Here is a 22,926-nt window from a genome sequence, read left to right as displayed (position 1 = left end):
CGTCACGAACACAATTATCCGGCAGGTTCCCGGTCAGGGTGCAGCGTACTCATCACACGTCTGCATTCTGGCCCACGTGTAATACCGCTGGCGTAAAACTTTGAAAACAGCTTCGCACCGGAGCCTGAATGACGTCGCATTGGCTCCTGCCTCTTGCTAGCGATTGCTATTTCGTCATTCGGGCTCATGGGGTCGCCAGATCCCGGACGTCATTACTGGACCACTGATGAGGGTCATATTGTGCTTGAAGCCTATCGTAAACACGTAGAAGAGCGTGCCGCGCAGGGTATCGTTGCCCAGCCGCTTAACGCCGAACAGACTGCAGGTTTGGTCGAACTTCTGAAAAACCCGCCGGCCGGCGAAGAAGAATTTCTCGTTGACCTGATCACCAATCGTGTACCGCCGGGTGTTGACGAAGCCGCCTATGTCAAGGCTGGCTTCCTTTCTGCTGTCGCCAAAGGCGAAACCAGCTCCCCGCTGATCTCCAAGCAGCGCGCGGTCGAGCTTCTGGGAACCATGCAGGGTGGCTATAACATCGCCACGCTGGTCGAACTGCTGGATGACGCCGAGCTTGGCACCATAGCCGCCGGACAACTCAAGCATACGCTTCTGATGTTCGATGCCTTCCATGATGTCGCCGAAAAGGCCAAGGCTGGAAATGCCAACGCTCAGTCCGTTCTGCAATCCTGGGCAGACGGTGAATGGTTCAAGGCTCGCCCGGCTGTTCCGGAAAAGGTCACCCTGACCGTTTTCAAGGTACCCGGTGAAACTAACACCGACGATCTCTCCCCTGCACCTGACGCCTGGTCGCGTCCTGACATCCCGCTGCACGCCCTGGCCATGCTGAAGATGGCCCGTGACGGTATCGTACCGGAGCAGCAAGGCAGCATCGGCCCGCTGAAGCAGATCGAAGAAGTTCGCGCCAAAGGCTTTCCGGTTGCCTATGTGGGTGACGTGGTAGGTACGGGTTCTTCCCGCAAATCTGCTACCAACTCGGTATTGTGGTTCTTCGGTGACGACATCCCCTACGTTCCAAACAAGCGCGCTGGCGGCTTCTGCTTTGGTAGCAAGATTGCTCCGATCTTCTATAACACCATGGAAGATGCGGGCGCTCTGCCAATCGAGTTCGACGTTTCCGCGCTGGAAATGGGCGACGTGATCGACGTCTATCCCTATGCAGGCAAAGTGACCCGTCACGGTAGCGACGATGTGGTTGCGACATTTGAGTTGAAAACCCCGGTTCTGCTGGACGAAGTTCGTGCGGGTGGCCGTATTCCGCTGATCGTGGGCCGTGGCTTGACTGAAAAAGCTCGCGCCGAACTCGGCCTGGAACACTCCGACCTGTTCAAGAAGCCCGAGCAGCCTGTTGATACCGGCAAGGGTTATACCCTGGCTCAGAAGATGGTTGGCAAAGCCTGTGGCGTGGCCGGCGTTCGTCCGGGCACCTACTGCGAGCCGAAGATGACTACTGTCGGCTCGCAGGACACGACCGGCCCGATGACTCGCGACGAGCTGAAAGACCTGGCATGCCTGGGCTTTTCCGCTGACCTCGTGATGCAGTCCTTCTGCCACACAGCCGCCTATCCCAAGCCAATCGATGTCAAGACTCACCACACCCTGCCGGATTTCATCCGTACCCGTGGCGGTGTTTCTCTACGTCCGGGCGATGGCATCATCCACAGCTGGCTGAACCGCATGCTGCTGCCGGATACCGTTGGCACTGGCGGCGATTCCCACACCCGCTTCCCGATTGGCATCTCCTTCCCAGCAGGTTCCGGCCTGGTAGCGTTCGCCGCTGCAACAGGCGTTATGCCGCTGGATATGCCCGAGTCGGTACTGGTTCGCTTCAAAGGCAAAATGCAGCCGGGAATCACGCTACGTGATCTCGTGCATGCCATCCCCTACTATGCGATCCAGAAAGGTCTGCTGACCGTCGAGAAGAAAGGCAAGAAGAACATCTTCTCTGGCCGCATCCTCGAGATCGAAGGCCTGCCGGATCTGACCGTCGAGCAAGCCTTCGAGCTGTCCGATGCCTCGGCCGAGCGTTCCGCTGCTGGCTGCACCATCAAGCTGTCGAAGGAATCCATTGCCGAGTATCTGCAGTCCAACATCACGCTGCTGCGCTGGATGATCAGCGAAGGCTACGGTGATGCCCGTACGCTGGAGCGCCGTGCTCAGGCGATGGAAGCCTGGCTGGCCAATCCAGAGCTGATGGAAGCTGATGCCGATGCCGAGTACACCGAAGTCATCGAAATCGACCTGGCTGAAGTGACCGAACCGATCCTGTGCGCGCCAAACGACCCGGACGATGCTCGCCTGCTGTCTCAAGTGGCTGGCGACAAGATCGATGAAGTCTTCATCGGCTCCTGCATGACCAACATCGGCCACTTCCGCGCGGCTGGCAAGCTGCTCGACAAGGTCAAAGGCGCCATTCCGACCCGCCTGTGGCTGTCCCCGCCAACCAAGATGGACCAGCATCAGCTGACCGAGGAAGGCTATTACGGCATCTATGGCAAGGCTGGCGCTCGCATGGAGATGCCAGGCTGCTCACTGTGCATGGGTAACCAGGCACGTGTGGCCCCCAACTCGACTGTAGTCTCGACGTCGACTCGTAACTTCCCGAACCGTCTGGGCGATGGTGCCAATGTGTACCTGGCCTCTGCGGAGCTGGCGGCCGTTGCCTCCATCCTGGGCAAGCTCCCGTCGACAGAAGAGTACATGCAGTACGCCAAGGACATCGACAGCATGGCGTCGGATGTCTACCGCTACCTGAGCTTCGATCAGATTGCCGAGTTCCGCGAAAGCGCAGCCAAGGCTAAGATCGATGCGGTTGAGATCGCTTGATCTGATTGGTAGATAAAAAGCGCCCCGGCTAACCCGGGGCGTTTTTATTTGGGTTAACGGCTCTCCGCCGCCTTACGAAGACCTTGCAAGGTGTTGAACGGCGCATCAACGACAAAGCTATTAGCCAACCAAGACGGTATGCTTCCGCCCGGTTCGCTTTGGGCTTCGTACGTCACCTCCACAGATCCTGTCGCCTTTGGCAGCACCTGCCATTTACCGTTGAAACTGCTGACTCGCACGTAGCCGTCTGCAGGAGGTGTGTAAGTGGGCTCCCCTTTTAAATGACGAACGAAACCTCCATTGCCGGCTCGCTCCGTTGTGATATGTAGCACCACATCACGCGCCGTGACCGGCCAGGGCATTTCAATGCGCATATAAGTCCAGGTGTCCTGCCCCTGCTGCTTGAGCACCTTGAGCTGCTGGCAACGATAGAGCCACTTGCAGGAGCTGGCGGTATCCTCCTGAAGTTGCTCGATACGCTCAGGAGCAGCCTTAATCGTAACAACACCACGGTAGGCCTTGTATTTAGATCCCTCCACGCTACGGGTGTAGACCTTTACCCCATCTTCATCCTTTGCAAGTTTCCATTCCTCGGCGTAGGCGCCAGAACACAACGTCGCGAACAGAGCCGTTAAAACAGTTGTTTTAAAAAAAGTACGCATTGAACCTTCCTTTTCTTGTTATGAGCATAAAGCGTGTATGGGCGGGGCTGAATCAGGCGGCGGTCACATCTTCCAGATACGCTATCAGCATAAGTGCCTCGTCACGGCTTTCACCACAGACAAAAGGCTCTGCCGAAAATGCGCTGCACACCGGCGGTCGTTCCGGCTTTCCAAACAATTCACATAAATCGGTTTCGCTTAGATGTGCACATCGCACACCTGCAGGCTTGCCCTGTGGCATCGCAGGCAATGGCGTGGAAATAGAAGGCGCAATGCAACATGCACCACAGCCGGCACGGCATTCCATAACGTATAGACCTGAGTAGTAGATATAAAAAGCATAAGGGGGATTAGCCCCAACGCCAAGCGCCACTCAAACGTTTGTCCAAGCGGCTGATACCTGGCGTCCAACTTAATAGTCGGCACTGGCATGGATTCAGTCACACCCTTCGTCAGAAGAGCCTCAAAATATACTTAGCTCTGTGTTTAAGCCTGAAACTTGCCTATCTTGATACAGGTCTCTGCCTGTGGGCGCCGGTCCGTTACCAGGATGCCTTGTCCTCTTACTTACAAGAAGCTCTTTGGAGGCACGATGAAGCGTTGGCTGGTCATCGATCTGGAAGCGACCACTGATGAAGGCGGATGGCCTGTCGAGGAGATGGAGATCATCGAGATCGGCGCCGTATTGATCGATAGCACCGGACAAGAGCTTGATCACTTCCAGAGCTATGTAAGGCCCCTGCATCGACCTCTGCTGACCGCGTTCTGCAAATCGCTTACGCACATCACCCAAGACGATGTAGACAGCGCAGCGCCTTTATATACGGTCTGGCAACACTTTGAGCAATGGCTGAGTAGCCATGAAGCGCATTTGGCGGGCTGGTGCAGTTGGGGTGACTATGATCGCCGTCAGCTACAGCGTGATTGGCGTGAGCACAGAATCAGCACACTCCTGGCACGCACTCCCCACATGAATCTCAAGCAGCGCTTTGCGAAGTCCAGGCAGCTGCCCCGCCCTGTCAGCCTGGGCTCGGCCCTGAGCCTTGCCGGATACTGCTTTCATGGTCAGCCGCACAGGGCCTTGGAGGACGCGCGTAACACGGCAAGGCTACTGCCCATAACCGTGCACTAATGGCTTAGTGGCGGCAGCGTAAAGGTTTCGGCATACTGGCTTGACGTTTAAAACAATCCTAAGGAAAGCCATGTTCAAGGTTAACGAATATTTTGACGGCACCGTTAAATCCATCGCCTTCAATCTGAGCAGTAAGCCAGCCACCATTGGCGTCATGGCGCCAGGGGAATACGAATTCGGAACGAGCCAATTGGAAATCATGAGCGTGGTAGCAGGTGCCCTGACGGTCAAATTACCTGGCAGTGATGCTTGGGAAACTTTTGAGGCAGGCCAGAAATTCACCGTTCCGGCCAACAGCAAATTCCAGCTCAAAGTCAGCGTGGAAACGGCTTATCTCTGCGAATATCACTGACAGGCCAGGTGCATAGCGTTCGCTATGCACCCTTGTGGCACTTTTGGACGCTCTAGGTTGTCATATCTTCTTAACCTGCCTTGGCTAGGTTGGACTCATATGGCAAAGGAGACTGAAATGACCGTTCAGAACACTTCTCAGCACACAACCTCCGATCATGCTCAACGCCTGGGTGGCGCCCTCATCGATGAAAAGGGTCGCGAGATCCCGATTACCGAGGCCATGATTCAAAAGGCATGTCGTGAGCCAGACGACTCTCTCAAGACGCCTACATGCCCTGAGTAATCACAGACGTGTAGCGCCTAATGCCTCTACGATTCGGGAAGTTGCCGGGCTTGCATCGGTATAAACGCGAAGTCCGGTAATTTCCCGACGCTGGGGATAATGCTTTCTAAGTAGATCAAACCCGTTACGCCGCGTTTGAGTATCACCTTTGAGTGATAATCGAAAAGCGGCGTCATCATTGCGCGGATCATAAACGGCCCGACACAGAAGTCTCAGTGCCTGTTCAGGCGTAGCGCTGGCCGAAAGCTCGATCTTCGATAGCCACTGTTCAGGTAGAAAGTCCTCCAAGGCTTTTTCTGGCCTCTGTTCCTGCCAGGCGCAAAAGGCAGCGTAAATCATTGCAGTACCGCGCCACTTGCCTTCAAGGCTATGGCCAGCAATATGAGGTGTCGCCAGGCGGCATCGCTTGGCCAGCTCTACATCGACCTCAGGCTCACTCTCCCAGACATCCAGAACAACCTCCAGATCGGCACCTTCAACCAGACATTTACGAAGCGCCTGATTGTCGATAACTTCCCCACGGCATGCATTGATCAGCCATGTTCCAGCCTCCAATTCAGCCAGGCGCTCAGCATCAAAAAGGTGATACGTCGCGTCAGGCCCGGAACGTACCAGCGGTGCGTGCAGAGAAATGACATCACATTTCTCCATCACGGTTTCAAGCGAGACAAAATCATCTGGCGCGGAGAGCGCACGTGGTGGATCACACACCAGCACATTCAGGTTCAACCCTTTCAGCACCTCCACCAGACGGCCACCAACCTGTCCGGCGCCTACAACCCCATAGGTGCGCTCACTCAGCGAGACTCCGCGGGCGTCGCTCAAGGCAAGAAGCGCACCCAGAACGTAATCGACAACGCCGCGTGCATTGCACCCCGGCGCACTGCTCCAGGCAATGCCAGCCGATTCCAGATAATCAATGTCCAGATGGTCCGTACCGATGGTGCACGTCCCCACGAAACGGACCGGTGAGCCTTCCAGCAATGCCCGAGTTACAGGTGTTATGGACCGTACGATGAGAACATCAGCCTCGCCCACGGCAGCCCTGTCCATGGCGCGGCCCGGCATTCGCCTGATCGATCCAAAGGCACCAAAGAATTCATCCAGAAGGGGGATATTTTCATCTGCGAGGATGCGCATCTTGAACTCCAATCAGCGAGACATACATTTTATCAGGCCCAAGACGTGTGATGGATTTCTCGGCATCCGAAAAGCGTCGTACACTGACTAACTTTCCCTCACCTGATAATCTCGTGGACACAAGACCTACCCGGCGGCAGCGGATCCGTCATGAGCTAACGGCCCTGCTCGCACTGGCAGCGCCTATTATCATTGCGCAGTTGTCGCACTCTGCCATGGGGTTCGTCGATGCCGTCATGGCTGGGCGTGTCGGTCCGTTGGACCTGGCAGCCGTTGCGCTAGGCAATTCCGTCTGGGTGCCGGTCTTTCTTCTGATGACCGGAACGCTGCTGGCCACTACGCCAAACGTGGCGCAGCATCATGGCGCCAGGCAACCGGAGAAGATTGGTCCGCTTGTTCGACAGGCGCTCTGGTTGGCCGTGGTCATCGGCTTGATAGCCAGCGCTCTTTTATGCTCAGCGAAGCCTTTACTGATTGCCATGCATGTCAGTCCGGAGCTGATTCAGCCAACCATGACCTATCTGCATGGCATCGCCATGGGTATCCCCGCGGTTGCACTGTATTACGTGCTGCGCTGCTTCAGCGACGGGCTTGGACGCACCCGGCCCAGCATGATCATTGGTCTGGTTGGTCTGACACTCAACGTTCCGCTAAATGATCTGTTCATCCATGGTCGCCTTGGCTTGCCAGCGATGGGCGGTCCAGGTTGCGGATTTGCCAGTGGCGTGGCGATGTGGTTGATGTTCCTGGGCATGTTCGCATGGGTGCGACGCGCCAAGATCTACCAGGCATGCGGTATCTTCAGCCGCTTCGACGCTCCCCAATGGCCAGTGATTCGTCGCCTGCTCTCTGTGGGTGCGCCTATTGGAATCGCGGTATTTGCGGAGTCCAGCATCTTCTCGGTCATTGCCCTGTTGATCGGTGAGCTAGGCGCAACGGTGGTAGCAGGCCATCAGATTGCTCTTAACTTTGCCTCACTCACCTTCATGATCCCCTTGTCGATCGGCATGGCTATCACTGTACGGGTTGGACAGTCCCTGGGACGCGGCGAGCCTCGGCAAGCGCGGTTTTCGGCAGGCACGGGAGTGGCCGTTGGCCTATCCTGGGCCTGTATTTCTGCCAGTATAATGCTGCTTTTCCGCGCACCGATCGCAACGCTTTATACGCAGGACCCGGCTGTGGTGAGCCTGGCGGCGTCGCTGATTGTATTTGCCGCTCTCTTCCAGTTTTCAGATGCGGTACAGGTGACAGCGGCCGGGGGACTCAGGGGGTATCAGGATACACGGGCCACAATGGTGATCACACTGCTCGCCTATTGGGGTATAGGTCTGCCAGTAGGTTATGTACTAGGCCTGACCGATTGGGTTGGGCAGGCCCGCGGACCGGCGGGCCTTTGGCAAGGTCTGGTAGTGGGGCTTACCTGTGCAGCGGTATTGCTTGCCATACGCCTTGCACGTAGCGCACGCCGCCGGATAAGAAATGCAGCCCACTAGGTTATTCGACTTTCTTGCGTATCCAATAAAGGTACTTGCCGCCCTCTTCCTCCTTCTGCACCAGCTCATGTCCTAGAAACATGCAGAATTTGGGGATGTCCCGCTGCGTAGAGGGATCAGTTGCAATGACCTTGAGCAGGCTACCACCTGCCAGGTCTCGCACCTTGTTGTGCAGCATCATGACAGGTTCAGGGCAATTCAGCCCGCTGGCGTCAAGTGTCGCTTCAACGGTAAGAGTCATGCTTTTCTCCATTCGGTAGCAGCCGCGCCTTTGACATAGGCACTGGCTGCATCAGTACGTTTCGAGCCGTAAATGTTCTGCTTTGGTTATTTCAAGCGACGGAGGTGACAGGTGACCTCTTCGCGATCGTGGTAGAGCTGTTTGCAATCGATCGCAACCGACATTCCTTTGCTATCGAAATAGCTTCTCAATCGATCCAGAATGCGCCTGACTTCAGCATAGCGCTGCTTCATTGGCAGCTTCAGATTTACGACTGCCTCCTTGCACCAGCGCTCGCCGATCCAGTTTTCCATGAGCGCGGCCGTGCGAGCCGGCTTCTCGACGATATCGCATACCATCCAGTCGACTTCCTTACGTGGACGAAAGGCATAGCCATCGACCTGCAGGTGCTCGATAAGGCCTGACTCCATCAGGGACTCTGCCATCGGCCCGTTATCCACGGCGGTCACGAGCATATCCCGGTTGACCAGTTGCCATGTCCAGCCTCCAGGTGCTGCCCCTAGGTCTACGGCGTGCATACCCGAGGCAAGGCGCTCATCCCACTGCGCACGAGGAATAAACTGATGCCAGGCCTCTTCCAGTTTAAGCGTAGAGCGGCTGGGCGCTTCACGGGGAAACTTGAGTCGGGGTATACCCATCGGCCAGAACGCAGCGTTACGCGGCTCGGCCACGCCAATGAACACATCCGTTCCTGTTCGAAAGGTCAATTGCAGCCGTGGCAAGGCAGGGTCTTCGTTCAGACGGCCGGCCTTGGTCAATGCAGCCCTCAGAGGCTTTTCGAATTTCTTGCAGAATGTCGACAGCGCTTTGCCGTCATTGGTATCCAGCACCTCGAACCACAGGCTCCCGCAGACCGGATAGCTCTGTAGCTCCTGCAGGATGGCCCCTACACGGTCCTGCTCAGGTAACGTGACAAAGCCTTCGCCTCGCGCCCATTGGCGCGGAAAGATCAGGTCGGCAAAGCGCAGGCGCTTCATGAGGCGATCCGCTCCCTCTGCCTCACTGCAAATGAACTCGGCAAAGGCGCTGGCTGGCTTGCCCCGCGCGTAGCCTGAAATTTCCAGCTGTGCAGCCAGATCGCTAAGCTCGGCACACACCTCGCCTTCAAAACCAGGTCGGCAATGTAACAACAATGTATTCATCAAAACTCCAGCCCTGTGATGCGCCTTGCAATAAGCCGCGCACTATACCCGAGCCAGCCGGATTGAGCGGAACAGGGAACGTAAAAGCCGTCAATCGGTCCAGTATTGGAGAACAAGCGCAAGACGACGCTTGGTCGACAGGCTGGCGCCGGATGTCCGCCGCTGTTGATACCGATCAGGCCCCATTGATGCTCGGCCCAGAATCTTCGTGCCGAGAGGCAGTGTTGGCAGGCTTTTCGGTATTTCCTCGGAGTGGGCCTGAGCCGGGATTAGCGAAGGCCACGTCGTCTTGCACAAGGCCGAACCGTCGTGCCGTCCCAAGCCGAGAGGAGATTCATCGTCATGCCTGCACTGGATAGTCTGAAATGTCGTCGTACCCTAGAGGTCGATGGCCGTACGTATCACTACTATAGCCTTCCCGAAGCCGCCAAGAGCCTGGGTGATATTTCGCGCTTGCCTGTATCGCTAAAGGTCCTGCTCGAAAATCTGCTGCGCTGGGAAGACAACAAAACCGTTTACCGTGAAGACCTGCAGGCACTGGTTGACTGGCTCAAGGAACGCACCTCCGACCGCGAGATTCAATACCGTCCGGCGCGCGTTCTGATGCAGGACTTTACCGGGGTACCCGCAGTCGTGGACTTGGCAGCCATGCGTGATGCCATGGCCAAGGCAGGAGGCGATCCTGAAAAAATCAATCCCCTCTCTCCTGTCGATCTGGTGATTGACCACTCGGTAATGGTCGACCGTTACGCCTCCGAACACGCCTATGAGGAAAACGTAGCCATTGAAATGCAGCGCAACGGTGAACGTTACGAATTCTTGCGCTGGGGTCAACAAGCTTTCGACAACTTCAGCGTAGTGCCACCGGGCACCGGCATCTGTCACCAGGTAAACCTTGAATACCTGGGCCGTACAGTTTGGACTCGCGAAGAAAACGGCGAGACTTACGCTTTCCCGGATACCCTGGTAGGCACCGACTCGCATACGACAATGATCAACGGCCTGGGTGTACTAGGCTGGGGCGTAGGCGGCATTGAGGCTGAGGCCGCCATGCTGGGCCAGCCGGTATCCATGCTCATACCTGAGGTCATCGGCTTCAAGCTGACAGGCAAGCTGCGCGAAGGCATTACCGCTACTGACCTGGTGTTGACCGTAACCCAGATGCTACGCAAGAAAGGCGTAGTGGGTAAGTTCGTTGAGTTCTATGGAGACGGCTTGGCTGATCTGCCACTGGCGGACCGCGCTACCATCGGCAATATGGCTCCGGAATACGGCGCCACTTGCGGCTTCTTCCCAGTTGACCAGGTCACTGTGGACTTTCTGCGCTTCTCGGGCCGCCCCGAAGAAACAGTCAAGCTGGTTGAGGCCTACGCCAAAGCTCAGGGTATGTGGCGTGAGGCCGGTGACGAACCAAGCTTCACCGACACCCTGCATCTGGACTTGGGCGATGTCGAATCCAGCTTGGCAGGCCCCAAGCGTCCGCAGGATCGTGTTTCGCTATCCAAGGTCAGCGAAGCATTTGATCAGTTCATGAGTCTGCAACTCAAGCCTACTGCGCCTAAGGGTAATGGACATCCCGTTACACCCGGTGGGCTGGACGACTCGGTTAAAGGCGAACCCAAGGCGGACGGCATCGAGTATGAGCTTGATGGCCAGAAATACCGCTTACAAAACGGCGCAGTTGTAATTGCCGCCATTACCTCCTGTACCAACACCTCCAACCCCAGCGTCATGATGGCTGCCGGTCTACTGGCGAAAAAAGCCGTTGAAAAAGGGCTGGAGCGCAAACCCTGGGTCAAGAGTTCATTGGCGCCTGGCTCCAAGGTCGTAACCGAATACTATAAGGCTGCTGGCCTTATGACTTCGCTAGACACGTTGGGCTTTAACCTTGTGGGATACGGTTGCACCACCTGCATCGGCAATTCCGGGCCGCTGCTCGAGCCGATTGAAAAAGCGATTCAGGAAGGCGATCTGACCGTGGCATCAGTGCTCTCGGGCAACCGCAACTTCGAAGGCCGCGTACATCCCTTTGTCAAAACGAACTGGCTGGCTTCACCACCACTGGTAGTCGCTTATGCCTTGGCAGGCAGCGTCAAGGTTGATCTGTCTAAAGATCCTTTGGGTACAGACAAGAACGGCCAGCCGGTCTATCTGAAGGATATCTGGCCCACCCAACAGGAAGTGGCTGACGCCATCGAGAAAGTCAACTCGGCGATGTTCCGCAAGGAATACGCAGCGGTCTTCGAGGGCGATGAGAACTGGAAGGCCATTCAGGTTCCAGCCTCCAAGACCTATATCTGGAGAAACGATTCGACCTATATCCAGAATCCCCCCTTCTTCGAGAACATTGGCGGCAACCCACCTCGTGTATCAGATATTCATGATGCGCGAATTCTCGCCTTACTGGGCGACTCAGTCACAACAGACCATATCTCCCCGGCTGGTAACATCAAAAAGGATAGCCCGGCGGGCCGCTACCTTACCGAACATGGTGTTGCCTATGAGGACTTCAACTCGTACGGCTCCCGCCGTGGCAACCATGAAGTCATGATGCGCGGCACTTTTGCCAACATTCGTATCCGTAACGAAATGCTGGGTGGCGAGGAAGGTGGCAATACGCTGCATGTTCCAACCGGTGAGAAAATGGCCATCTATGACGCTGCCATGCGGTATCAGATAGATAGCACTCCACTGGTCATTATTGCAGGCAAGGAATATGGCACAGGTTCATCCCGTGACTGGGCAGCCAAGGGAACCAACCTGCTCGGTGTCAAGGCAGTGATTACCGAAAGCTTCGAGCGTATCCACCGCTCCAACCTGGTAGGCATGGGCGTCCTTCCGCTTCAGTTCCAGAACGGAGTGGATCGCAAGTCGCTAGGTCTAACCGGTAAGGAGAAAATCAGCATTTTCGGACTGGATGGCGTCGAACTGCGGCCACGTATGCCACTGACCATGGAAATCACTCGTGAAGATGGCAGCATGGAAACGGTAGAGCTTCTCTGCCGAATCGATACCCTCAACGAAGTGGAATACTTCAAGGCGGGTGGCATTCTGCACTATGTATTGCGCAGTCTAATGTAAGCGCTCCCATAAAAAAGCCCGCCGCAGTGCGGGCTTTTTTATGCCCGAAGGGCGGCCAAAAAGCGCACTATCGATAACGCACTCTTCTCAATGCTTTGTGAGTGACTCAAGCCTGAGCGTTTGAGTGGCTTAAGGTCATGGTTGGCTGTCGGTACCCACTCGATTCGGACCTGGTCAGACAGTGTGTAATGCTCAACCGTCTCCCGATCTCCCAGAGCATCACGCTCGCCCTGGATGATCAACGTAGGCGTTTGCAGATCAACGAGATGGTCGATCCGCGGCTTTTCCGGGCGGCCTGCCGCATAGAATGGATACCCCAGGCACACCAATGCGCTGACCCGCTCCTCATCAGCGACCAGGCTGGCCATTCGGCCTCCCATTGATTTGCCGCCAATGGCAAGCGGTCCTGGGGTTGTTTGCCTGACCAGATCAATGACCTGCTTCCAGGTAGCAAGCAACTGCGCCTTAGGAGATGGAGGCCTTTTCTTTCCTGAGATTCGTCGCTCAGCCATATAAGGAAATTCAAACCGTACTACTTCGATACGCTGGGCTACCAGCGCCCTGGTCATTTGATCCATGAACGGACTGTCCATGGGAGCCCCTGCTCCATGGGCCAGAACAAGCGTGGCCATTTTCTGATCGCACCTACTCCAAAGAAGCGAAACTTCCTTCTGATTGACGTGGTTGTCTTGCACAAATCCTCCTAATGAATCTAATAATACTCTTTATGGGCTGGTATTACATACAAAATTAGCTCAACAGAATCCATCGTACCTTTTATCGCCTCTCTGGCCTTCACGTTGTCGCTATTGATGCAGGTCAAGATGCCACTACCTACTTGCTTCTAGACTCTGCTTCATAGTTTTACGGGAGTATGGTCATGCTCGACGCCATCGATTGGAAACCAGAATTAATCCAGCGCTACGACATGGCAGGGCCTCGCTATACCTCTTATCCAACTGCAGTGCAGTTTCATGATCAGATAGGTGCGTTCGATCTGATGCATGCACTAAGGGATAGCCGCACTGCCAAGCGGCCGCTGTCGCTGTATGTCCATGTGCCCTTCTGCGCACATATTTGCTACTACTGCGCCTGTAATAAAGTCATTACCAAGGACCGCAGCCGCAGCGTGCCTTATCTGGCCAGCCTGACAAGGGAAATTCAGCTGATCAGTCGTCATGTAGGCGCAGACCAGAAGGTAGAGCAATTGCATTTTGGCGGCGGCACGCCGACCTTTCTCAACCCTGAACAGCTACGGCAGCTGATGTCCGAGCTGCGTCAGCGCTTCAGCCTGCTGGATGATGACTCTGGGGATTATTCGATCGAGATCGATCCACGCGAAGCGGACTGGGCCACGATGGGCCTGTTGCGTGAGCTGGGTTTCAATCGGGTTAGCCTCGGTGTCCAAGACATCGATACGAATGTGCAGTTGGCTGTGAATCGCCTGCAAAGCCTCAACGAGACGCGGGCCATCATCGATGCAGCCCGTACGCTCAGTTATCGTTCAATCAATATCGACCTGATTTATGGTCTTCCCCGGCAAACGCCGGAAAGCTTCGCCAAAACCGTCGAGGCAGTAATTGATCTGCAACCGCATCGCTTGTCTGTATTCAATTACGCGCACCTCCCCACCCGTTTTCCACCACAGCGGCGGATTGAGGCTGCTGAGCTGCCAAGCCCCGCACAAAAGCTGGAGATGCTTCAAAGGACAACTGAGCAGCTAATGGCTGCCGGTTATCGTTACATCGGGATGGACCACTTCGCCCTGCCCGACGACGAATTGGCGATTGCTCAGGAAGATGGTTCGCTGCAGCGTAACTTTCAGGGCTATACGACCCATGGCCATTGTGACCTGATTGGGCTGGGGGTATCGGCCATTAGCCAGATAAATGAGCTTTACTCTCAAAACACAGTGGATATTTCCGAATACCAGACTAGTCTGGATAACGGTCAACTTGCTGTACGCCGGGGTTTGCACTGTGAACGGGACGACTTGATTCGTCGCGCGGTAATCCAGCAGCTAATTTGTCACTTCCAGCTCGACTTTGCTGAAACAGGCCGAGCACTGGGAATTGATTTCAAGGATTACTTTGCCGATGTCATGCCTGACCTTGAGCGTATGGCGACTGATGAGCTTATTCGCCTGGATGAAAAAGGCATTGATATCTTGCCGGCCGGGAGGTTACTCGTGCGATCAGTTTGTATGTTGTTTGATCGTTATTTGCCCCAACAGAACACACAACGGTTTTCACGGGTCATCTAATAAATTCACTAACAGCTTTCATCATCATGCGTGCAGTAATACCCTTGGCTTACTAATGGAATAAATCGAAAGCCATGTCCGAGACTTTGAAAATGCGTGTCACCTCGCCGCAAGCCCACTGTAAAGATTGCAGCCTGGCACCCTTATGCTTGCCATTGTCGTTGAACCTTGAGGATCTGGATGAGCTTGATCGGATTGTCAAGCGCGGCCGTCCACTCAAGAAAGGCGACTATCTGTTCCGACAGGGTGACAGTTTTGGCTCCGTCTTTGCCGTCCGCTCAGGCGCGCTTAAAACCTTTAGCGTGACCGATAACGGTGAAGAGCAAATTACCGGCTTTCACCTACCCAGCGAGCTGGTTGGCTTGTCCGGTATGGATACGGAGCTGCATCCGGTTTCTGCACAGGCGCTGGAAACCACATCGGTATGCGAGATCCCCTTCGAGCATCTTGATGAGCTGGCCGATCAGCTTCCCCAACTGCGTCGCCAGCTGATGCGTGTGATGAGCCGCGAGATTCGGGATGATCAGCAGATGATGCTGCTCTTGTCCAAAAAAAGCGCAGACGAGCGTATCGCGACGTTTCTTGTGAATCTGTCTGCACGTTTCCGCGCTCGTGGCTTCTCCGCCCAGCAGTTCCGCCTGTCCATGTCCCGTAATGAGATCGGTAACTATCTGGGCCTTGCAGTGGAGACAGTTTCTCGTGTGTTCACGCGCTTCCAGCAGAGCGGCATCATCGAGGCCGAAGGCAAGGAAGTGCATATCCTCGACTCGATTCAGCTCTGCGCCCTGGCGGGCGGCCAGCTGGAAGGTTGAAACAAAGCGGGCGGCCCTGAAGCCGCCCGTTTTGCTTGAAAAGCTTTATCGCTTTTGATCGTTAGAACTTGTAACTGACCGTGGCGGTGACGTTACGCTCTTCGCCGTAATAGCAATAGGAAAGACTATTGCACGCGGCTACGTATTTCTTATCCGTCAGGTTGTTAGCATTAATCCGCAGATCCACACCTTTGAGACCTACATTACCCAGATCATAACTAGCGGATGCATCAAATAGCGTATAGCCGGGCACACGCTCGGTATTTTCTGGATCTGCCCAGCTCTTCCCAACAGCACGTATACCGCCTCCTAAGCTTAGGCCTTGTAGCGAGCCCTCTTTAAAGGTGTAGTCTCCCCAGACGGAGGCCATATGACGGGGCGCAACGTTAGGTGTATTACCCTTATTATCGACACCCTCATTACCGGAAACCGTACTAGGTGTTGACTTAACGTACTCTACATCGGCAAATGTGTAACTGCTCAAAACTCGGAAGCTGTCAGTTACCTGCATATGAGCTTCAAACTCAAAGCCTTGAGATCGCACCTTCCCTACAGGACGATAAAATTGCTCCTGCGCCTGCTTTGTAGCCAAGTTTTCCTGAGTAATGTGGAAGACCGATGCGGTAAAGATATTATCCGTACCAGGCGGCTGATACTTGATCCCAGCCTCCCACTGCTTGCCTTCGGTTGCTTTTAGCGGAGTGCCGCTCTGGTCCGTAAAGGAGTTGGGATTGAATGACTCCGAATAACTGATATAGGGCGCAACGCCATTGTCGAAAAGGTACAGCGCACCCACCCGTGGAGTAACCTTGTTCTCCTTGTAGGTGTTTTTGCCTGCACCATATAGCTCATCCTCGGAAGAAGTCTCTACCCAATCCTTGCGCAAACCGAGCGAAAAGCGCCATTTATCCAAGTCAATCAAGTCCTGCACGTACAGACCGGTCTGCTCCATCCGACGCAGATCACTGGTTTGCCATGTTTCCGCAACGCCCGGATTACCATAGACGGGATCAAACGCATCAATGCTAGAAGCTGAACCGCCCGCATAGTCAACCTTAGCCTTACGACGCTGATAATCCAGCCCCATCAGAAGCGTATGACTAGCCGGTCCGGTATCGAACTCAGCCTGTGCCATATTATCCACGATCCACGCGTGCAACCGCTCTTTTCCAGTAGTGGTCGCTCGATTCAGCTGATTCGTACCGTCAATCCATCCCACGTTACCCGGCACTCCAGTAGGAGCGGAATAGATTTGTCGCATATCCACCTTGCCATCCAGATAGCGGAAGTTCTGCCGTGCCGACCAGACATCATTGAAGCGATGCTCAAACTGATAACCCACCATCTGCTGGGTACGTTCGAACTTGTCGAAATCGGAGTCGCCCTCAAAGAAATGCTTTGAGATGTATTGTCCATTGTGGCGATAGAGTGTGCCGTCTGCCGGAAGGCCGCCGTGGTAACCGCCTTCGGGGTCATGTTGCATATACGCCTGCAGGGTTAGCGTCGTATTTTCATCAAAGTCGATGGCTACAGTGGGCGCAATCGCGTAGCGCTTCTCCTCGTTGTGATCAAACTGCGTATCGGACTTGTCCGCCAGGCCTACCAGCCGATAGGCAATCGTCTGGTCTTCGTTGACCGGCCCACTAAAATCGAACCCCATACCCCGCTGGCCCTGGGTACCCACCGTGGCCTGGATTTCATGATAAGGCTCATAGAGTGGCTTCTTGCTGGTAAGCGCTACCAGGCCGCCAGGATTACTCCGTCCGTAGAGCACCGAAGACGGGCCTTTCAGGATATCAATGCGCTCAAGGAAATACGGATCTACCTGCATGCTGCTATAGGTACCGCTATCTCCCATGGTCTTGAGACCATCAAGATAGATGTTATCTACCGAGCCGTCATTGAAACCACGCATGGCAACATAGTCATACCGGTGAGTTGCACCATATGGGTTGGTCATCACACCTGGGGTATAACGCAACGCCTGGGAAACTGTTTGTGAGCCCTGATCATCAATCTGGTCGCGCGTTACCACGGATACCGACTGAGAGGTCTCCAGGATCGACTTGCTTGTCTTGGTTGCAATCTGGCTATGGGTGGCGTTATAGCCTTCCATGGTTCCAAGCGCATTGCCCAGTGCGAAATCAGTAACGGTAGTCGCAGAAAGCTCGGAAACATCACTGCCAACGCTTGCTGTTCCAGCCGCCAGCGAGTAGCTGCCGCTACCGGTGTTAACGATCTGCAAGCCGCTTCCTTTGAGCAGCGCTGCAAAACCTTCTTCAACACTGTACTGCCCCTTGAGACCTGGGCTCTGCTTGTCCTCCGTCAATGCGCCATCGGCAGATAGCATGACATTCGCTTCGCCAGCAAAACGACTCAATGCCGTCGACAGCGGGCCAGCCGGTATATCGTAACTGCGTACTGCCTGGGCCGTGGCAGCCGTTTCAGCGGCATTACCTGCAAGCGGCACAAGGGCAAGGCTCATCGGTATAGCAAGTGCAGCAGCATGCACAGCCTGATGCAGAGGGCTCCGCTTGAAAAAAGCCTGATACGAACGACGCGAATCCATTACTCATCCCTTTTTTGTGTTCAACAGTGATGGCTTTCAGCCTGTTTGAGACTAAAGCCAGTCGAAATCAAGAAAAGGGAACTGCTAATGATAATATTTTTGATTAAGATTCAGGCGGGACGCGCTGAAATAGACGTCCACCACGGCAGCGGTCGATTGATGCGAATGGGCAGGCTTTGCTCCAAGGCTGTCAGCACCCGCTCCGTATCTTTCAGCGGGTATGCACCGACCAGACGCAGATTCGCTACATCCGGATCACAGGCCAGATACCCGGAGCGATAACGCGATAACTCATCAACAAAATCGCTCAATCGCATATCATCAGCCAGAATCATCCCTTTGATCCAAGCCTGACGGCGTTGCTCACTCACCTGAGCAGTAGAAACCCCGTCAGTGCTAAAGCGCACCTGTTGTCCTGCCTTTACTGTGACGGACGCCGACGCCACAGGAGCAACCTGCACACTGCCGTTGAAAACTGCCAACTCGCCAAAGCCTCCTCGATCAAAAACACTAAACTGGGCTTCTTTGGCCAGTAACGCACCGAATGTCGTATCAAGCGTCAGCGGATAGTGAGCATCCTTGCCTCGAGACAGCATGGCCTCACCCTTGTAGAGTGCCAGATGCAAGCGGTCCGGTTCGTTCGAGACGTCCATTGCCGTATCGGTGTTCAGCCAGAGATGCGAGCCATCAGCAAGCTGAAAATCCTTGATCTCTCCCACACGTGTTCGGTAGCTGGCATACCATTGTCTCCAGGACAACTGTGAAGAGGTAGTCCAGACCAGAACACCGGTACTGCAAAGTACGGTCATCAGTTTTAATGTCTGACGCCGCGTTTGCCCTTTTTTCTGTAGCGCTTGTGTAGCGCCATGGCGTTGCTCGGAGGGTATGCGCTGAAAATGACGACTGATCAGCTCGACACGCTGCCACGCCTGGGCATGTTGCGGATTTTCTGCCAGCCAGAGCTGCCACTGCACACGCTCCTGATCGCTGACATCATCAGCACTGAGCACGGCAAACCATTCGGCCGCCTGCTCAAGCACCGCAAAGTCGCACTCTGTCTCGGACATCTGCTGGGCGGCCTGCATGGTCTATTCCACCTCAAGGGCCAGGCAGTGCAGCATGGCTTGGGCCATGTACTTTTTGACCATTCGCTCGGACACCCCTAGCACCTCACCAATGGCTGCATACGTCTGCCCTTCCAGTTGAGACATCAGGAAGGCTGAGCGCACCTTTTCAGGTAGACGGTCCAGCATGGCGTCGATTTGAACGAGACTTTCAATAATGATTTCACGCGCTTCTGGAGATGGCGCGTAATACTCGGAACGATCAGCCAGCGCCTCGAGATAGGTCCGTTCGATATCCTGACGCCGCCAGTGATTGACGAGTAATGAATGGGCGATGGTCGATAAGTAAGCGCGCGGCTCTCGAACGGACGGAAGATCGCGTCCTTTGGCTAACAGGCGAAGGAATGTATCCTGGGCTAGATCGGCTGCATTGAACGAGCATCCCAACCGTTTGCTCAGCCAGCCGTGCAGCCAGCCATGATGTTCGCTATACCAGTCATGCAAGGCGTTGGGTGATGACACTTCAGCCGCGCACATGTCAGAACCTATCGAGATGGCATTGAGATATCGCTAATGATAATGCTTCTCAAGAATAGGTCTATGCTTTTTTACGTCAATTTGCGTACCGCCGATCAAAGCGTGATCGGCTTACGGCCTGCAAAGGCATGCGTAAGGGTGCCGTTGTCTACCAGATCAAGTTCACCACCCAGAGGGACACCATGGGCAATCCGGGAAATAGTTAAACCGCGCGGTTTCAATAGCTGCGCAATGTAATGGGACGTCGCCTCGCCTTCCACTGTCGGGTTGGTTGCAATAATGACTTCCTGGAAGGCACCTTGCTCGATACGCTCCATCAGCTCTGGAATGCCGATCGCCTCCGGGCCGAGACCATCCAGAGGAGACAGGTGCCCTTTCAGCACGAAATAACGCCCACGAAAGCCCGTCTGGTCAACGGCAAAGACGTCCATCGGTGACTCAACCACGCAAAGCAGTTGATCATCCCGATCCGGATCAGCGCACTGAGGGCACAGTTCGTTTTCCGTCAGGGTACGACAATGCTTGCAATGCCCTACTCCCTCCATGGCTGCCTGCAAGGCACTCGACAAGCGCAGGCCCCCGCTCCGGTCACGCTCAAGCATCTGCATGGCCATACGCTGGGCTGATTTCTGGCCCACCCCAGGCAAAATGCGTAGCGCGTCGATCAATTGTCGAATGAGAGGACTAAAACTCATGAAGAAATCTCGAATGGAGATAGATAAAAGTATAGACAGGCTATCGTCTGTTAACGTGCCTGGATCGCCGCCAGCCAGAACGGCCAGCGGCGTGACCATAAGCCTTTAGACGCTTAGAAAGGCATCTTGAATCCAGGCGGCAGCTGCATGCCCGCAGTCATACCAGACATCTTTTCCTGGCTGTTCTGCTCGATCTTGCGAACGGCATCGTTCACCGCAGCCGCGATGAGGTCTTCCAGAATCTCCTTGTCTTCCTGCATCAGGCTGTCATCCAGGGACACACGCTTGACGTCGTGGCGACCTGTCATGACGACGCTGACCAGCCCGGCGCCGGATTGACCGGTCACTTCGGCATTTGCCAGCTCTTCCTGCATCTTCTGCATTTTTTCCTGCATTTGCTGAGCCTGCTTCATCAGGCCGGCCATGCCACCTTTTAACATGTCTGTTTACCTCGTCTGGTTTGAGAACCCGGTCAGTCCTTGGAATTGACCGGCTCGATAGTGTCCGCGCGGACTACAGCCGCGAACTGTTCCATCATTTGCTGGATCAGCGGATCATTCTGTATGGACGCCTCAGCTTCCCGCTGACGCTCCGCACGTTTGCGAGCGGCAGCCTGTGCTGGCGTCTCCTGCTCGGGCGTCTGGAGTGTGATATCCAGCTTGATCGTACGCCCCTGGTATTGATTCAAGGCATCGTTCAAACGGCGATGCTGGTTCGTGTTGAATAATGCGCTCTGATTTGGATCCAGATGAAGGTGCCATGCATCATTTTCAACCGACACCAGCGTACAGTTTGCCGCAATGCTTGCAGTCATGCCTCCTAAGCCTAGCTTAGGTAGCAATTCGATCCACTCGGCGGCAAGTCCGGTTGCAGGTTTGGCTGCCGGTACGGGCTCTGGGGCCGTCGCCGGCGCCTCGGCCAGTACGCCTTCGGTCAGCTCGTCCAGATAGCCGTAATCGGACTCGGCATTGTAATAATCATCGGCAGGCGGTGGCTCGTCGTCTGCCAAGCCTTCATTGTCCTGCTCGTCAACGACCCGCTCAATTACAGTGGCCTCCGACGTTTCGGTTGCCATCGGAACCACATGGGTTGGCTCTACCGGCGTTTTGATGGCCGTTGTAGGTTCATCCCAGGGTAGATCGACAGGCTCGCTTGTCTGAGAGGCCTCTGGCTCTTTCGCAACAGGCGATGCAGAAGCCGTTACCGGTTCCGGCCGAGGCTCGGACTTAACCGGAGCGGGACTGGGTTTCGCCACGGGCGCTGGGCGAGTGACTGGCGCAACAGGCAACTGAGCCGGCGTGGATGGTGCAGACGGAGCGGCCACCGGTTCTGGCTTGGAGTCAGTCGTGGCCTGACTGGCTCCCAACGTCTTTAACGCAGCCTTGGGTGTACTGCCGCCGCCCTCAGCCGGTCGGAAGGCCAGCATCCTCAGCAATACCATTTCAAAGCCGCCACGAGGATCAGGCGCCAACGGCAGATCTCGACGCCCAATCAACCCCATCTGGTAATAATATTGCACATCTTCGGCGGGTAGCGCCTGAGCCAAGGCCAAAACCTGCTCACGATCACCCTGACCGTTATCCACAGCCTCAGGCAACGCCTGGGCAATCGCCACACGGTGCAAAACATTCAGCATCTCGCCCAGCACACCTGCCCAATCAGGACCTTGCTCGGCAAGATGACGTACGGCCTCGAGCAGTGCGCGGGCATCGCCTTCCAGCAGGGCTTGCAATACACCATATACCTGCCCTTGATCCAACGTACCCAGCATGGCGCGTACATCGGCAGCCAGAACATGCCCTTCGCCAAAGGCAATCGCCTGATCGGTCAGGCTCATCGCATCGCGCATCGAGCCATCGGCAGCACGCCCCAGCAACCATAGGGCATCCTGTTCGAAAGGAATCTGCTCAGCGGTCAACACGTGGGTCAGGTGCTCAACCACACGCTCAGGCGGCATGTTCTTCAGCGAAAACTGCAGGCAGCGCGACAGAATGGTAACGGGGAGCTTTTGCGGATCGGTCGTTGCCAGCAGGAATTTAACGTGAGGCGGCGGCTCTTCCAATGTTTTCAACAGTGCGTTGAAACTATGGGTCGAGAGCATGTGGACTTCGTCGATGAGGTAAACCTTGTAACGACCACGCGTAGGGGCGTACTGCACGTTATCCAGTAGCTCCCGGGTATCCTCTACCTTAGTGCGGCTGGCAGCATCCACTTCGATCAGATCGACGAAACGACCTTCATCGATTTCCCGGCAGACCGAACACTCCCCGCAGGGGGTCGAGCTGATGCCGGTCTCGCAATTCAGGCACTTCGCCAGAATACGCGCAATGGTGGTTTTACCCACCCCACGCGTGCCGGTAAAGAGATAAGCGTGATGAAGGCGCTGGTTATCCAGGGCATTGATCAGGGCTTTAAGCACATGGGTCTGTCCGACCATTTCACGGAAAGAGCGCGGACGCCATTTGCGAGCGAGAACCTGATAACTCATCGATACCTGACACGGCGAAGAAAAAGAAGTCGGCTAATGCTAGCGAAGCAAGGGGTAAATTGCATCCAAAAGCCTATGACTCGCCTCATATTCCTATATCGAGTCATGTACGGGACACCCTTTAGC

At 55.2% G+C, this 22,926-nt stretch carries 20 protein-coding genes; 8 read left to right on the top strand and 12 right to left on the bottom strand.

The window, feature by feature from the left end; translation table 11 throughout:
* Positions 1-240: 240 nt before the first annotated feature.
* On the top strand, positions 241-2,844 hold the full coding sequence (acnB, locus tag JQR86_RS07835; protein ID WP_312272437.1) for a bifunctional aconitate hydratase 2/2-methylisocitrate dehydratase: 2,604 nt from the start codon (positions 241-243) through the stop codon (positions 2,842-2,844).
* A 53-nt stretch (positions 2,845-2,897) separates the two neighbouring features.
* Here the strand turns inward: acnB and JQR86_RS07830 are convergent, their stop codons facing one another.
* Complete coding sequence (locus JQR86_RS07830; protein ID WP_312272426.1) at positions 2,898-3,506, bottom strand: START domain-containing protein; 609 nt, start codon at positions 3,504-3,506, stop codon at positions 2,898-2,900.
* Between the two features lie 52 nt (positions 3,507-3,558).
* Positions 3,559-3,813 (bottom strand): YkgJ family cysteine cluster protein, encoded by a 255-nt coding sequence (locus JQR86_RS07825; protein ID WP_122042274.1) that lies wholly within the window; start codon positions 3,811-3,813, stop codon positions 3,559-3,561.
* 285 nt (positions 3,814-4,098) lie between these two features.
* On the opposite strand from JQR86_RS07825, the gene JQR86_RS07820 reads away from it, so the two are divergent.
* From JQR86_RS07820 to JQR86_RS07810, 3 genes are all read left to right on the top strand, one after another.
* Complete coding sequence (locus JQR86_RS07820; protein ID WP_010794787.1) at positions 4,099-4,638, top strand: exonuclease domain-containing protein; 540 nt, start codon at positions 4,099-4,101, stop codon at positions 4,636-4,638.
* A gap of 70 nt (positions 4,639-4,708) precedes the next feature.
* Complete coding sequence (locus JQR86_RS07815) at positions 4,709-4,990, top strand: pyrimidine/purine nucleoside phosphorylase (RefSeq protein ID WP_150347121.1); 282 nt, start codon at positions 4,709-4,711, stop codon at positions 4,988-4,990.
* A gap of 117 nt (positions 4,991-5,107) precedes the next feature.
* Positions 5,108-5,275 carry a PA1571 family protein gene (locus JQR86_RS07810; protein WP_162842011.1) on the top strand — a complete coding sequence of 56 codons (168 nt, stop codon included), beginning with the start codon at positions 5,108-5,110 and terminating at the stop codon, positions 5,273-5,275.
* Here JQR86_RS07810 and pdxB read toward each other — a convergent pair whose 3' ends face one another.
* Positions 5,276-6,415, bottom strand: a complete 1,140-nt coding sequence (pdxB, locus tag JQR86_RS07805; protein ID WP_434154647.1) for a 4-phosphoerythronate dehydrogenase PdxB — start codon at positions 6,413-6,415, stop codon at positions 5,276-5,278.
* A 50-nt stretch (positions 6,416-6,465) separates the two neighbouring features.
* Here pdxB and JQR86_RS07800 point away from each other — a divergent pair, with 50 nt between their 5' ends.
* Positions 6,466-7,908 carry an MATE family efflux transporter gene (locus JQR86_RS07800; RefSeq protein ID WP_312601180.1) on the top strand — a complete coding sequence of 481 codons (1,443 nt, stop codon included), beginning with the start codon at positions 6,466-6,468 and terminating at the stop codon, positions 7,906-7,908.
* A gap of 1 nt (position 7,909) precedes the next feature.
* Here the strand turns inward: JQR86_RS07800 and tusA are convergent, their stop codons facing one another.
* The gene (gene tusA, locus JQR86_RS07795; RefSeq protein WP_434154646.1) at positions 7,910-8,149 is read right to left on the bottom strand and encodes a sulfurtransferase TusA; all 240 of its coding nucleotides are present in this window, start codon (positions 8,147-8,149) and stop codon (positions 7,910-7,912) included.
* Between the two features lie 86 nt (positions 8,150-8,235).
* A complete protein-coding gene (gene rlmM, locus JQR86_RS07790) occupies positions 8,236-9,291 on the bottom strand; it encodes a 23S rRNA (cytidine(2498)-2'-O)-methyltransferase RlmM (protein WP_434154645.1) in 1,056 nt (351 codons plus the stop codon).
* Positions 9,292-9,633: 342 nt separating this feature from the next.
* On the opposite strand from rlmM, the gene acnA reads away from it, so the two are divergent.
* A complete protein-coding gene (gene acnA, locus JQR86_RS07785; protein ID WP_434154643.1) occupies positions 9,634-12,372 on the top strand; it encodes an aconitate hydratase AcnA in 2,739 nt (912 codons plus the stop codon).
* 38 nt (positions 12,373-12,410) lie between these two features.
* Here acnA and JQR86_RS07780 read toward each other — a convergent pair whose 3' ends face one another.
* A complete protein-coding gene (locus JQR86_RS07780) occupies positions 12,411-13,067 on the bottom strand; it encodes an alpha/beta fold hydrolase (protein ID WP_434154642.1) in 657 nt (218 codons plus the stop codon).
* A 185-nt stretch (positions 13,068-13,252) separates the two neighbouring features.
* Here JQR86_RS07780 and hemN point away from each other — a divergent pair, with 185 nt between their 5' ends.
* Entirely contained in the window at positions 13,253-14,635 is a 1,383-nt protein-coding gene (hemN, locus tag JQR86_RS07775; protein WP_074824053.1) for an oxygen-independent coproporphyrinogen III oxidase, read from the top strand.
* A 74-nt stretch (positions 14,636-14,709) separates the two neighbouring features.
* The gene (gene fnr, locus JQR86_RS07770) at positions 14,710-15,447 is read left to right on the top strand and encodes a fumarate/nitrate reduction transcriptional regulator Fnr (RefSeq protein WP_026003866.1); all 738 of its coding nucleotides are present in this window, start codon (positions 14,710-14,712) and stop codon (positions 15,445-15,447) included.
* Between the two features lie 61 nt (positions 15,448-15,508).
* Here the strand turns inward: fnr and JQR86_RS07765 are convergent, their stop codons facing one another.
* From JQR86_RS07765 to dnaX, 6 genes are all read right to left on the bottom strand, one after another.
* A complete protein-coding gene (locus JQR86_RS07765; RefSeq protein ID WP_434154639.1) occupies positions 15,509-18,016 on the bottom strand; it encodes a TonB-dependent siderophore receptor in 2,508 nt (835 codons plus the stop codon).
* Between the two features lie 110 nt (positions 18,017-18,126).
* Positions 18,127-19,101: a FecR domain-containing protein gene (locus tag JQR86_RS07760; protein WP_407361941.1), complete on the bottom strand. Its 975-nt coding sequence runs from the start codon at positions 19,099-19,101 to the stop codon at positions 18,127-18,129.
* A 3-nt stretch (positions 19,102-19,104) separates the two neighbouring features.
* On the bottom strand, positions 19,105-19,617 hold the full coding sequence (locus tag JQR86_RS07755; protein ID WP_407361942.1) for a sigma-70 family RNA polymerase sigma factor: 513 nt from the start codon (positions 19,615-19,617) through the stop codon (positions 19,105-19,107).
* A 95-nt stretch (positions 19,618-19,712) separates the two neighbouring features.
* Positions 19,713-20,312, bottom strand: a complete 600-nt coding sequence (recR, locus tag JQR86_RS07750; protein ID WP_026003868.1) for a recombination mediator RecR — start codon at positions 20,310-20,312, stop codon at positions 19,713-19,715.
* Positions 20,313-20,425: 113 nt separating this feature from the next.
* Positions 20,426-20,752: a YbaB/EbfC family nucleoid-associated protein gene (locus JQR86_RS07745; protein WP_010794802.1), complete on the bottom strand. Its 327-nt coding sequence runs from the start codon at positions 20,750-20,752 to the stop codon at positions 20,426-20,428.
* A 32-nt stretch (positions 20,753-20,784) separates the two neighbouring features.
* A complete protein-coding gene (gene dnaX, locus JQR86_RS07740; RefSeq protein ID WP_010794803.1) occupies positions 20,785-22,800 on the bottom strand; it encodes a DNA polymerase III subunit gamma/tau in 2,016 nt (671 codons plus the stop codon).
* Positions 22,801-22,926: the final 126 nt, after the last annotated feature.

Origin of the sequence: Pseudomonas sp. JZ134 (genome assembly GCF_051027695.1) — a bacterium.
In the GTDB taxonomy this organism is placed as follows: Bacteria; Pseudomonadota; Gammaproteobacteria; order Pseudomonadales; family Pseudomonadaceae; genus Chryseomonas; species Chryseomonas luteola.
Note: the sequence above shows the minus strand (reverse complement) of the source record. Positions and strands in the feature narration are given on the sequence as shown.